The organism is Polaromonas sp. (assembly GCF_039930745.1).
In the GTDB taxonomy this organism is placed as follows: Bacteria; Pseudomonadota; Gammaproteobacteria; order Burkholderiales; family Burkholderiaceae_C; genus Polaromonas.
This window is the reverse complement of sequence record NZ_JBDTTH010000104.1, coordinates 1-13,456: the sequence shown is the minus strand read 5'-3', so window position 1 is coordinate 13,456 and position 13,456 is coordinate 1. Positions and strand designations below refer to the sequence as shown.

The window sequence follows — 13,456 nt, the reverse complement described above, 5'->3', positions numbered from 1 at the left end:
CCAGCGGCTGCAGCAGCAGCGGCGGCAGTTTAGCCGGGTCGGCTTCGGGGTCCAGGCTCCACTGGACCTGCAGGCGGTCGCCGAAACGGATCTGTTCGATGGCCATATAGCGGCGCGCCAGTGCAATTTCTTGTCCCAGAGTGACCGACTCGGTCTGGTCGGCCAGCGCGTGACGAAACAGCTCGCTCAGGTCTTCCAGCACGGACTCGGCCTTGACCGGCTCGGCGCGCACCAGGGCAATGGCGCTATTGAGTGTGTTGAACAAAAAATGCGGCCGGATGCGCGACTGCAGCTCGGCCAGGCGTGCGGCTGTCGCGGCCGGCGTGCGAGCCTTGGCGCGCCACACCAGCCCGGCCACCAGCACCGAGGACAGCAAAGCACCCGCGGCGGCGCTGGCCCACCATGGCGCCGGGTCGAGCAGCCCCATCATGGCTAGCAGGCCACAGCCATACAGGCCCGCCAGCGCACCCATGACAATGCCGGCCGTCCACTGCTGCGTCGTCCCCAGCCGCGCGAGCCGGCCCTTGAGCATGCAGGCAGCGATCAGCCAGCCCAGGGTGGCAGGCAGCACACCACCGGTCAGCAGCGAAAACCGCAACAGCCAGTCGACAAACTGCCCGGCACCGAACATGGCGCCCACGCCCACCACCGCTTCGACAAAAAGCACGGCGCGCAGCACCACCCCGACATTGCAGGCGTCGAACACGTTGACGCGGGGCGGCAGGGCCGGCATGTCCCCGGACGGGCTGAAGCCATCCAGGACTGTGGATTCCCCGAAGGATGAGAGGTTAGGCTTGGATTGCATGAAAAAAGTCTGTTGCTTCCTGCCCGTTTGCGCGAGCGGCCACCCGCGGGATGCGGAAGCCCGGCTTTCCACGGCTCCCGGCAGGCAGATAAAATCAAGGGTCTTAGTATTGCACCGGCGGCAGCCTAAAACCGGCGTCAAACCCCTACTTGCCCCGAAATCAAGCCAGCTGGCACCCCTGACCCGACAAACGTGCCTGCCCAGCCGGCCACGGCACCCAAAGAAAGCCCGAAGTGAGCCAACTCGACAAGAAATCCCAAGCCTGGTCTGCCCTGTTCTCCGAACCCATGAGCGACCTGGTCAAACGTTACACCGCCAGCGTGTTTTTTGACAAACGCCTGTGGCAAGCCGACATCACCGGCTCGCTGGCCCATGCCGAAATGCTGGCGGCACAGAAGATCCTCGGCGCGGCCGACCATGCCTCCATCCAGAAGGGCATGGCGCAGATCACCTCGGAAATCGACTCCGGCGCGTTCGAATGGAAGCTCGACCTCGAAGATGTGCACCTGAACATCGAGGCACGCCTGACGCAGCTGGTCGGTGACGCCGGCAAGCGCCTGCATACCGGCCGCAGCCGCAATGACCAGGTGGCCACCGATGTGCGCCTGTGGTTGCGCGGCGAAATCGACCTGATCGGCGCCCTCCTTACTGACCTGCAGAAGGCGCTGGTCGATATCGCCGAGAAAAACGTCGAGGTCATCCTGCCCGGCTTCACCCACCTGCAGGTGGCGCAGCCCGTCAGCTTTGGCCACCACATGCTGGCTTACGTCGAGATGTTCGCGCGCGACGCCGAACGCCTGCAGGACGTGCGCAAACGCGTGAACCGCCTGCCGCTGGGCGCCGCCGCACTGGCAGGCACCAGCTATCCGCTGGACCGCGAGCGAGTCGCCAAAACCCTGGGCATGATCGATGAAATGGGCCAGCCGCAGGTCTGCCAGAACAGCCTGGACGCGGTGAGTGACCGCGATTTCGCGATCGAGTTCACGGCCGCCGCTTCGCTGGCCATGATCCACATCAGCCGGCTCAGCGAAGAGTTGGTGCTGTGGATGAGCCAAAGCTTTGGCTTCATCGACATCGCCGACCGTTTCTGCACCGGCTCGTCCATCATGCCGCAGAAAAAAAACCCGGACGTGCCCGAACTCGCACGCGGCAAGACCGGCCGCGTCGTCGGCCACCTGATGGGCCTGATCACCCTGATGAAAGGCCAGCCGCTGGCCTACAACAAGGACAACCAGGAAGACAAGGAGCCCCTGTTCGACACCGTCGACACGCTCAAGGACACGCTGCGCATCTTTGCAGAAATGGTGGGTGGCATCACCGTCAAGCCGGAAGCCATGGAGCAGGCCGCGCTGCGCGGCTATGCCACGGCCACCGATCTGGCCGACTACCTGGTCAAGAAAGGCCTGCCCTTTCGCGATGCGCATGAAACCGTGGCACACGCCGTCAAGGCGGCGATCTCGCATGCGGTGGACTTGTCGGAGCTGCCGCTGGCCGTGCTGCAGCAATTCAACCCGACGATTGAAAAAGATGTGTACGACTGCCTGAGCCTGCGCGGATCCCTGAACGCGCGCAATACCCTGGGCGGCACGTCACCGGTGCAGGTGCGCGCGCAAATCGCGCGGCACCGCGCGCGCTTGCAGTGAACGGTGTAACTGTTAATATATACAGTATTTGACTTCCGACACCGGAGCAACGATGCAAACTGAATCCATGCTGATTGCCATGAGCTGCGCTCTCGTCGGTGATCTGACCTGTCTGTCGGACTCCGAGCGCAAGCTTGCCAAGGCAAACCAGCACCTCTCCATTGATCAGAACGAACTGGCCCAAGTGCGCCAAGCGATTCTTGCCGGCGATGATCCATTGGGGGATGCCTTCCTGCAGATGCGAACGGCCTTGCAAAGGCGCTCGGACGGCGCTGTTTACACGCCCGCCCCCATTGTTGAGTCAATGATGTCGTGGCTGTCCTCGCAGGCAACACCTGCGCGCGTCGTGGATCCAGGGGCTGGGTCCGGCCGCTTCATGATCGCCGCCGGTAAAAAATTCCCGCACGCCGCCCTCGTGGGCGTGGAGATGGACCCGCTTGCCGCCCTGATGCTGCGCGCCAATCTTCAGGTACATGGTTGGGCAGAGCGCGCCACCGTGCTGGTGCAGGACTACCGCAATGTCAAATTGCCTGCCTGCCGGGGCATCACGGCGTTTGTCGGAAACCCGCCTTACGTGCGCCATCACGATATCGGCGAGTTCTGGAAACATTGGTATGCGTCGCGCTTTGCGGAGTTTGGGATCAAGGCCAGCGGGCTGGCTGGACTTCATCTGCATTTTTTTCTGCAAACCCGGCTGCTCGCAAAACAAGGCGACATAGGCGCGTTCATCACATCGGCTGAATGGTTGGACGTGAACTATGGTTCGGCCCTGCGTCATCTGCTGATCGACGAGCTGGGAGGGTTGGCCTTGCATGTGCTTTCGCCAACCGTCGAAGCGTTTCCTGGCACCGCCAGCACAGCGGCCATCACCTGTTTTCGTGTGGGGGAAACGCAGGTACCCATGCGGGTTCGCTCTGTTCCCACACTGGAACTGCTCAATGGTTTGAGCAAAGGACAGGAGATTGCGCGCGACAAATTCCAAACTCAAAAGCGATGGTCCATCATCGTGCATCCCCCAGCGTCCCACACTTCCGGAGAGATCGAACTGGGAGAGTTTTTCCGGGTGCACCGGGGCCAGGTCACGGGCGCAAACAACATCTGGATTGCGGGTGAACATGCTGCAAAATTGCCCGACAGCATCAAGATTGCATCGGTCACCAAGGCCAGGGATCTCATCGACGCTGGGGAAAATCTGAAATGCACGCAAGCCTTGCGCCGTGTCATCGACATTCCTGCTGATCTTGACGAATTTGACAGGCATGAGCAGAGAAATATCAACGCTTTTCTCGCGTGGGCACGGACGCAGGGAGCAGATCGAAGTTATACCGCCCAGCACCGCAAAACGTGGTGGTCCGTCGGATTGAAAGATCCTGCGCCTATTCTGTGTACCTATATGGCCCGCCGGCCGCCCCAGTTCACGCTCAATATCTGTGGCGCGAGACATATCAATATTGCGCACGGCTTATACCCGAGACAGCAACTGTCGCCGGAGGCCTTGGCGACATTGGTTGCCTGGCTCAACAAAAACGTCAGCACCGACAGCGGCCGTACTTACTCCGGTGGACTGACCAAGTTCGAGCCCAAGGAAATTGAGCGCTTGCACATTCCCCGCCTTGAAACGCTCACCGCATGAGCGGCAAGCCGCGCAGGTGGACGGTTGAAGAGCTGGCCCAGGACGCCGCCCTGTCAGCCAATGCCTTCCGGTCCGAGCGACTGGGTAGCTCGGATGCCTGGGCCATTCAGTACAAAGCGGCGTATCAGAAATTCAGCTTGCTTCTGAACAAACTCGGCAACCTTGGCTCCGCCGGCATTACCGACGAACAACTGGCAGAAGCGCACGGCGCCAAATTGGGGGAAGCGCTGCGCTATCTCGCAGGTCCGCCTGTCTCCGATGATGACTTGCGGGTGATTGCAGATGTTGAATCGCTGGCACCCGGCGTACTGAAAAAGCGTCCAGTCGAGTTACGCAAAGTCTACGAGGTCATCGAGCGCATCATTGATCCGCTTCGTTTTCCATGGGTGCAGGCTCGGGAAAATCCAACAACACAACAACTCCAGACTGCCTTGACTGCCTCGGCAGTTCTCCTGGCAACACAACGGCTTGCAACCGAACGTCGCCACGACGGCAAAGAAGGCCAGGAAGCAAAAGTCAAAGATCATTTGCGCAACATGGGCTTTGCTGAAGTGGCCACCACAGCCATTCATACCCTGGTCAAAGGGCCACAAACGATGCAATTCTGCGCGGAATGTCAGTTGGGCGACCGAAAGGCTGATGTTGTTGTCCGCTTGCACGACACCCGCCTGATGGCTATTGAATGCAAGGTATCCAACAGTGCCACCAACAGCGTCAAGCGGCTCAACAATGACGCCGCTGTCAAGGCCGACTATTGGCTCAAACAATTTGGCACTGCGCAAGTTGTTCCAGCTGCCATGCTCTCGGGCGTTTTTAAAGTGATTAACCTGGAGCAAGCACAGTCTCGTGGCCTGTCGTTGTTCTGGTCGCATGACCTGCCAAAACTCGGCGAATTTATAGAATCAACTCGTTGAGTGGCATGCAGTCCGCTTGAGATTGATTCACGCGTATGGGCGCGAGGCACTATTCGCGGATTCTCTATAACAACCCATCACAACCTCGCCTTGCCTGCGGCTTAAGTCTCCTCTAAGCTGCTGGCCGCATACTGTGCGGCAGCAAGGAAAAAACAATGCGTTTACTGCTGGTTGAAGACGACCCCATGATTGGCGAGTCGGTGCTGCAGCTGCTGCGCGCCGAACACTACGCCGTGGACTGGGTGCGGGATGGCCGCATGGCCGATGAGGCTCTGCGCAGCGAGCAGTACGACCTGGTCCTGCTCGACCTGGGCCTGCCCAAACGCGACGGACTCGAGGTATTGCGTGCCCTGCGCGCACGGAAAAATACCGTTCCGGTGCTGGTGGCGACTGCGCGTGACGCTGTTGGCGACCGGGTGGCCGGCCTCGATGCCGGCGCCGACGACTATGTCGTCAAACCCTATGACACCGACGAGCTGCTGGCGCGCTTGCGCGCCCTCTTGCGCCGCAGCGCCGGCCGGGGCGAGCCGGTGTTCGAACACAAGGGTGTAAGCCTGAACCCGGCCACCCGCGAAGCGACGGTGCATGGCGAGCCGGTGTCGCTGTCGGCGCGCGAATGGGCGGTACTCGAACCCCTGCTCGCCCGGCCGGGCGCTGTGCTCTCACGGGCCCAGTTGGAGGAAAAGCTCTTCAGCTGGAAAGACGATGTGAGCAGCAATGCGGTTGAGGTCTATATCCACGGCGTGCGGAAAAAACTGGGTGCCGACGTGATCCAGACCGTGCGCGGCCTCGGCTACCTGGTGCCCAAACAATGACGCTCTCGACAGGTCAGCACTCAAGCTCTACCCGGGAGCCCAAACCAGCCGCGGCCGCGGAACCGGCCTTGGCCCGTCCTGAGCCTGTCGAAGAGCGACAAGCTCAGGAAGAACGGAATACAGCGAGGGAGATCTTCTCTTTTCAAGCAGGGGCCGCGGGTCCGGCTTTGCCGGGCCGCAGGCGCAGCGCCCCCCCGGGGGGCAGCGACGGACACGCAGTGCCGAGCGTGGGGGCCAATCATTCCCTGCGCAAGCGCCTGCTCTGGTTTGTGCTGCTCGCCATCCTGCTGGCTGCGGTGCTGCAGGCGGCAACCGCCTACCGCGGTGCCTTGCGCCAGGCCGACGCCATGTTCGACGACCACCTGCAGCAGGTGGCGCGCTCGCTGCGCAGCGGTGTGCCGCTGGGCGCGCCGCTGTTACCCGAGGGCAATGAACCGGGCTTTGACCTGTACATCCAGATCTGGGGGCCGGACGGTACCCAGTTGTTTCGTTCCACCCCTTCGACGCTGCCCCAGCGCGCGGTGCTGGGCTTTTCCGATGTCGAGGCGAACGGCAACCACTACAGGGTCTACACGCTGCAGACGGCCCTGCAAACCGTGCAGATTGCGCAGGACCTGGGCGCGCGCACAGCGCGCGCGCGGGCGCTGGCCATCGAGGCGGTATGGCCCTTCGGCCTGCTCACGCCGCTGCTGATGCTGGTGGTCTGGTGGGTCATCACGCGGTCCCTCGCGCCGGTGGAACGCGCACGCCGTGAGGTGGCAGGCCGGGCCGCTGACGACTTTTCGCCGCTGTCCGAGGCCGGCCTGCCTGACGAAATCCGGCCGCTGGTGGATGAACTGAACCTGCTGTTCGCCCGCGTGCGTGAGGCCTTTGCCGCACAACAGAATTTTGTGGCCGATGCCGCACACGAACTGCGTTCGCCCTTGACCGCGCTAAAGCTGCAGGCCCAGGCGCTGCGTCGCAGCGACGCGGACCCGGCCGCACGCCAAGCCGGCATCACACGCCTGAACCAGGGCATAGACCGGGCGATCCATCTGGTCGAACAGTTGCTGCTGCTGGCCCGTGAAGAAGCCGGCGGCACACAAGCCGGCGCCGGCGACGAAAACATCGACCTGCACGAAGTGGTGGCGCTGGCCGTGGCCGATGTGCTGCCGCAAGCCGCACAGCGGCAGATTGACCTGGGCCTGGCCGAGCCAGCAACACAGAAGCAGATCCTGCGTGTACAGGGACAGCACGAGGCATTGCGCATCCTGCTGCGCAACTTGCTCGACAACGCCGTCAAATACACGCCGGCCGGCGGCCGCGTCGATGTGTCCCTGCATCTGCAGAAAGAACGCACCGTTCTCGTGGTGGAAGACAGCGGACCGGGTATTGCACCCGACGAGCTGCCGCGCGTATTTGACCGTTTTTTCCGCGCCGGCAATGCCACCGCCGAAACCGGCAGCGGCCTCGGCCTGGCCATCGTGAAAGTGATCGCCGACCGGCACAGCGCAACGCTGAAACTGGACCGCTCGGAACGCCTGGGCGGGCTGCGGGTGGCGGTGCTTTTTCCACCCGCACCTTCATCAGTCTGAACCCGGGTTGCTATATATTTCATAGCTGGTGGCGCATATACCATAGGGCTAATGCCTCTTTTGATGCCATGCTTAGCCGCGGGACTCGCAGCGAGCGAACGTGACACGCCTGACCAGTCAAGCAGGGGCCGCGGATCTGGCTTTGCCAGTCGTCCGCAGGCGCAGCGGCCCCCTCGGGGCTGGTGCCTGCGGCTCCGAACCTGCTTGAGCAGGTTTGGACAGGCATCAGAAGCGAAGCCTCTGGCGAGCGGCGGCCTGCAAGGTGCAGGGAGTTACACGCAGTGAACGACCGTGGGGGCTCTTTAAGCTCCGCCTAAGACCAGGTCCTCATAGTTGCAGGTAACGGCACCGGCGTGTGCCCCTACTGAAAGGAAACCGACCCATGACCTCCCTCGCATTGAAAAATACCCGCCTGGTCGCTGCACTGCTGGCCGCCGGCGCCATCGGCGGTGCTGGCGTCGGTGTGCTGAACGCCGTGCATCCGGGCGCGCTGGCCGCCGCGCCTGCTGCCGTCGCCAGCAACGCGGCGGCCGTCGTGCCCATGGCCGTGCCCGATTTCTCCAGGATCACCGAGCGTTATGGCCCGGCGGTGGTGAACATCAGTGTCACGGGAACCACCCGGGTGTCGAACGACTGGCCGATGGCCCAAGGCGAAGAGGATGCCGCTCCCAACGATCCTTTTTTTGAATTCTTCCGGCGCTTCCAGCAGGGCCAGCGCCCGGACGGCGGCAAGAGCGAACAAGAGGTGCCCACCCGCGGCCAGGGTTCCGGCTTCATCGTCAGTGCCGACGGCATCATCCTGACCAATGCGCACGTTGTGCGTGATGCGAAAGAAGTCACCGTCAAGCTGACCGACCGGCGCGAGTACCGAGCCAAGGTGCTGGGCGCTGACCTCCGGACTGATATCGCGGTGCTGCGCATCGAGGCCAACAACCTGCCGGTGGTGACGCTGGGTAAAACCAGTGAACTCAAGGTTGGGGAATGGGTGCTGGCCATCGGCTCGCCGTTTGGCTTCGAGAACACCGTCACCGCAGGCGTGGTCAGTGCCAAGGGCCGCTCTCTGCCCGACGACAGCACCGTGCCCTTCATCCAGACCGATGTGGCCGTGAACCCCGGCAACTCGGGCGGGCCGCTGTTCAACACGCGCGGCGAGGTGGTGGGCATCAATTCACAGATCTACAGCCGCAGCGGCGGCTACCAGGGTGTATCGTTTGCCATCCCGATCGACGTGGCGGAAAAAATCAAAACCCAGATCGTCGCCACCGGCAAGGCAGAACATGCGCGCCTCGGCGTGGCGGTGCAGGAAGTCAACCAGGCTTTTGCAGATTCCTTCAAGCTCGACAGGCCCGAGGGCGCCCTGGTGTCCTCGGTGGAAAAAGGCGGCCCGGCCGACAAAGCGGGCTTGCAATCTGGCGACGTGATCCGCCGGGTCAATGGCCAGCCCATCGTGTCGTCAGGCGACCTGCCTGCCGTGATCGGGCTGGCAGCACCCGGCGAGAGCGTCAAGCTGGACATCTGGCGTCAGGGCGCGGCCACGACATTGACTGCGCGCCTGGGCAACGCCGATGAAAAAACCGGCCAGGTGACCAGCAAGCAGGAGGCACCCAGCCAGGGCAAGCTGGGCCTTGCCCTCAGACCCCTGAAGCCCGAAGAAAAGCAACAGGCCGGGCTGGACAATGGGCTGCTGGTGCAGCAGGCAAGCGGCCCTTCTGCCCTGGCTGGCGTGGAGGCGGGCGATGTACTGCTCTCCATCAATGGTGTTTCTGTGAAAAACATTGAGCAGGTGCGCGCCACCGTGGCCAAAGCCGAGAAATCGGTGGCACTGCTGATACAGCGTGGCAACAGCAAAATTTTTGTGCCGGTCAACCTCGGCTGAGATGTTCACGCGCTGTTGATGGCAAAGGCGGGCTGCGGCCCGCTTTTTTTTGTGCTTTTATTTCCCGCGTCTTCGCATTTTGTTACCTACAAATCGGCTACGCTTGGCCTCCTAACGAGGAGGAAACGTGGCAATCCACACAATAAGAACAGCTGCAATGCTGGCGGCAGCCGCTGCTTTGTACCTGCCCACCAGTGCGCAGGCCCTGCAGATCACCAGCGTCTCGCCACAGGGCGAAATCGCCAAGGTAAGGCAGATTGTCGTCAAGTTTGACGAAAGCGCCGTCAACTTCGGCGACCCCAAAGCCCCTGCCCCCGTCAGCCTGAGCTGCAGCGACGCGCAGGCCACCAAAGGCTCCGGCCGGTGGGTCAATGAGCGCGAATGGGCCTTTGAGTTTGAGAACGACCTGCCGCCCGGCGTGAGCTGCTCGCTGCAGGCGGTCAGCACCTTCAAGTCGCCCAAAAGCCTGCCTGTGACCGGCAATACGTCTTTCAAATTCAACACCGGCGGCCCCTTCATCCAGAACCTGCGCCCCGGCACCTACCAGCGCATTGATGAGGAACAGTACTTTGTGCTGCAGCTCAACGGCGCGGCTACATTGGCCAGCATTCGGGAAAACGTCTGGTGCCAGGTCGAGGGCCTGGGCGAGCGTGTGCCCGTCAAGCTGATTGAGGGGAAAGAGCGCGACGGCCTGCTCCAGTCCCTGGGCCTGGACCAGGCCGCAGCCAAAGAGCCGCTGCGTTATGCCACCCTGACCTGCAATCGGCGCCTGACGCCGGCCGCCAAGGTTCAGCTGGTGTATGGTAAAGGCGTAGCCACCCCCAGTGGCATCGCGAATTCAATCGAAAAACGCTACAACTTCCAGGTACGCGAGCCGTTCTCGGCGTCCTTCACCTGTGAACGAGAGAACGCGCAATCGGCCTGCCTGCCTATGCGCCCGATGAGTCTGAACTTCAACGCCCCCGTGCCGCGCAAGCTGGCCGAGGCGATTCGCCTGAAGGGCGACAAGGACACGTTCAAGCCGACGTTTGATTCGGACAACACCGACGCCGACAACGTGGTCACGAGTCTGAGCTTCAAGCCGATGTTTCCGGAGCAGGCCCAGTTCACGCTCGAGCTGCCAAGGAACTTCAAGGACGCTTCAGACCGCACACTGCGCAACGCCGACAGCTTTCCGCTGAAGGTAGCCACAGGCCCCATGCCGCCACTGGCCAAGTTTGCTGCATCTCCCTTTGGCATCGTTGAACGCTTTGCCGAACCCAACACCAAGCCCGGCGACCCGGCCTTGTTACCCGTCACCCTGCGCAATGTTGAAGCGGCGCTGCAGGTGAAGGGCTTGGCGCCCGCCGCCGGCAAGGTCAGCGACCTGCAGCCGCGCACGGATGCCGAGATCATTGCGTGGTTCCGCAAGGTGCAGCGCTATGACGAGTCTGAAGTCTCGCGCAAGACCGCTGCGGCCGACGTCAAGGGCCCATTACCCAAGGCGCTGGATGCGCAGGGCCGGGACTCCGTGCAGTCGCGCATGGTATCGCTACTGGGTGGCCAGCCAGGCGTCAAAACGCTGGACCTGCCCAAACCGGCGAACAACGACCCGCGACCGTTTGAAGTCGTCGGCATTCCGCTGTCGCCGGGCTTTCACGTGATTGAAATCGCCTCGCAAAAGCTCGGCACCTCGCTGCTCGATGAACGCCACGGCACCAGCCGGACCATGTATGTACGTACCTCGGCACTGGTCACCAACACCGGCGTGCACTTCAAGCTGGGCCGCGAGAACGCGCTGGCCTGGGTCACCACACTCGACAAGGGCATGCCGGTGGCGGGCGCCGTGGTGCGCATTTCCGGCTGCAACGGCACCGAAGTGGCCAAGGCCACTACCAATGCACAAGGCATCGCCAATTTCAGCGGCCTGTCGTCAGCCCCCCCGCGCTGCGCAGGCCAAGACTACCGCAACGCCTATTTCGTCAGCGCGCGCAGCACCACCGGCGGTACCGAAGACCTGGCCTTCACCTGGAGCGACTGGCACAAGGGGATTGAGCCCTGGCGCTTCAACGTGCCGACCAGCCGCGGCGCCATGCCTGACCAGCGTGCCCACACGATTTTCGACCGGACCTTGTTCCGTGCGGGTGAAACGGTGTCGATGAAGCACGTGCTCCGTACCGAAACCAGCAAGGGCTTTGGTCTGCCCGAGGGCACGCCGGCCACGCTCGTCGTGACGCACGTGGGCAGCGGCCAGCAATACACGCAGCCGCTGACCTGGCGCAAAACCGCCACCGGCGGTTTGAGCGCCGAAAACACCTTTGCCATTCCGCCCGCGGCCAAGCTCGGCGTGTACGAAGTGCAGCTCAAGGCCAACCGCGACAGCGGCAACGGCACGCGGGAACGCAGCTTTTCCAGCGGGCAGTTCCGCGTGGAAGAGTTCCGCCTGCCCGTACTGGAGGGACGCATCAACCCTTCAGACAAAAAGGCCCTGGTCAATGTGAAGTCGGTCCCCACCGATGTGCAGATCAACTATGTAGCCGGTGGCGGCGCCGTGAACCTGCCGGTCCGTGTGTCGGCGCTGGTGCGCCGCAAAAGCCTGAGCTACAGCGACTACGATGGTTTTAGTTTTTCACCGCCCACTGCGGCGGGCAGCCATTCAGGTGGCAACCAGGGCGAAGAAGAAAACACCTCCTCGCAAGACCAGCGAGTGATTGCCGACAAGTTGCCGCTGACGCTGGACCGCAATGGCGCGGGCAAGCTCACCATCAACGACGTCCCGACACAGAAGCAGCCGCAAGAGCTGCTGATGGAGGCCACCTACGCCGACCCGAACGGTGAAGTGCAAACCATCCGCAGCGTCTCGACCCTCTGGCCCGCCAGCGTGGTGGCAGGCATCAAGACCGAAGGTTGGGTCTCGAGCAGCCAGAAAATCAAGTTCCAGGCGCTGGCGCTGGACCTGACCGGCAAGATGGCCCCCGGCGTGTCGCTGGAGGTGAATGCCGTGGCACGCATCACCACCACCAGCCGCAAGCGCATGGTGGGAGGTTTCTACACCTACGACAACAAGACAGAGACCAAAGACCTTGGCAACGTCTGCAGCGGCAAGAGCGACTCCCGCGGGCTGCTGCTGTGCGAAACCAAACTCGGCGAACCCGGAGAGGTCGAGCTGATCGTGACGGCCAAGGACAAGGATGGCAACACCATTCAAGCGGCCAGCAACGTGTACGTCACCCGCCAGGGCGAGCTCTGGTTCGGCGGCGAAGACCATGACCGCATGGACGTGCTGCCTGAAAAGAAAAGCTACCAGCCCGGTGAGACCGCCAAGTTCCAGGTGCGCATGCCCTTTCGCTTTGCCACGGCACTGGTGGCCATCGAGCGCGAAGGCATCGTCGAAACACAGGTGGTGCAGCTCAACGGCCAGGACCCGACTGTGACCCTTCAGATCAAGGAAGGCTGGGGCCCGAATGTGTATGTGAGCGTGCTGGCCCTGCGCGGCCGCCTGCGCGAGGTGCCCTGGTACAGCTTCTTCACCTGGGGCTTCAAGGCGCCGCGTGAATGGTGGACGTCTTTCTGGTACGAGGGCCGCGAATATGTAGCGCCCACCGCGCTGGTGGACCTGAGCAAGCCGGCGTTCCGTCTGGGCGTTGCGGAAATCCGCGTGGGCACCAAGGCGCACCAGCTGGACGTGAGCGTGAAGACCGACAAGGAAAGCTACGCCGTGCGCAGCCAGGCCAAGGTCACCATCACCGTGAAGCTGCCCAATGGCCAACCCGCCGCCAACGCCGAAGTGGCGCTGGCCGCGGTAGACCAGGCACTGCTGGAACTGATGCCCAACAACTCATGGGGCCTGCTCGAAGCGATGCTGCAGCGACGCTCCTGGGGCGTGGAGACGTCGACCGCGCAGATGGAAATCATCGGCCGCAGGCACTATGGCCGCAAGGCCGTGGCGGCCGGCGGCGGCGGCGGGCGCAGCAACACGCGCGAACTGCTCGATACCCTGCTTCTGTGGAACCCCAATGTGCAGCTCGACGCCAACGGCCAGGCCGTGGTGACTGTGCCGCTCAATGACGCGCTGACCACCTTCAAGATCGTGGCAGTGGCCGACAGCGGTGCCAACCTCTTCGGCACGGGCCAGACCAGCATCAAGGCTACGCAGGACCTTCAGATCATCAGCGGCCTGCCGCCGCTGGTGCGCGAGGACGACCAGTTCCGTGCGC

8 protein-coding genes are annotated in these 13,456 nt (G+C 62.7%); 7 read left to right on the top strand and 1 reads right to left on the bottom strand.

From position 1 onward, the window contains the following. Positions 1-805, bottom strand: an 805-nt coding sequence (locus tag ABI660_RS20630) for a histidine kinase (RefSeq protein WP_348071632.1), incomplete at its 3' end; no start/stop codon positions are given. A gap of 233 nt (positions 806-1,038) precedes the next feature. Between ABI660_RS20630 and argH the strand changes: the two genes are divergently transcribed. The 7 genes from argH to ABI660_RS20595 all read left to right on the top strand — a co-directional run. Further along, positions 1,039-2,448 carry an argininosuccinate lyase gene (gene argH, locus ABI660_RS20625; RefSeq protein WP_348071630.1) on the top strand — a complete coding sequence of 470 codons (1,410 nt, stop codon included), beginning with the start codon at positions 1,039-1,041 and terminating at the stop codon, positions 2,446-2,448. A 67-nt stretch (positions 2,449-2,515) separates the two neighbouring features. After that, a complete protein-coding gene (locus tag ABI660_RS20620; RefSeq protein ID WP_348071628.1) occupies positions 2,516-4,081 on the top strand; it encodes an N-6 DNA methylase in 1,566 nt (521 codons plus the stop codon). Next, complete coding sequence (locus ABI660_RS20615; RefSeq protein WP_348071627.1) at positions 4,078-4,995, top strand: XamI family restriction endonuclease; 918 nt, start codon at positions 4,078-4,080, stop codon at positions 4,993-4,995. Before ABI660_RS20620 ends, ABI660_RS20615 begins: the two co-directional genes overlap by 4 nt. A 155-nt stretch (positions 4,996-5,150) precedes the next feature. Then, positions 5,151-5,810, top strand: coding sequence for a response regulator transcription factor (locus ABI660_RS20610; protein ID WP_348071625.1), 660 nt, complete (start codon positions 5,151-5,153; stop codon positions 5,808-5,810). 227 nt (positions 5,811-6,037) lie between these two features. Next, positions 6,038-7,384, top strand: coding sequence for an ATP-binding protein (locus tag ABI660_RS20605; RefSeq protein ID WP_348071623.1), 1,347 nt, complete (start codon positions 6,038-6,040; stop codon positions 7,382-7,384). Positions 7,385-7,766: 382 nt separating this feature from the next. Next, entirely contained in the window at positions 7,767-9,260 is a 1,494-nt protein-coding gene (locus tag ABI660_RS20600) for a Do family serine endopeptidase (protein ID WP_348071621.1), read from the top strand. A gap of 157 nt (positions 9,261-9,417) precedes the next feature. Then, positions 9,418-13,456 (top strand): MG2 domain-containing protein (locus ABI660_RS20595; protein ID WP_348071634.1); only part of this gene is annotated, 4,039 nt, incomplete at its 3' end.

Excerpts from the sequence above, each read along its gene's own strand:
- ABI660_RS20615 (WP_348071627.1), top strand. The coding sequence starts at position 4,078 with ATGAGCGGCAAGCCGCGCAGGTGGACGGTTGAAGAGCTGGCCCAGGAC.
- ABI660_RS20610 (WP_348071625.1), top strand. The coding sequence starts at position 5,151 with ATGCGTTTACTGCTGGTTGAAGACGACCCCATGATTGGCGAGTCGGTG.
- ABI660_RS20620 (WP_348071628.1), top strand. The coding sequence starts at position 2,516 with ATGCTGATTGCCATGAGCTGCGCTCTCGTCGGTGATCTGACCTGTCTG.
- ABI660_RS20600 (WP_348071621.1), top strand. The coding sequence starts at position 7,767 with ATGACCTCCCTCGCATTGAAAAATACCCGCCTGGTCGCTGCACTGCTG.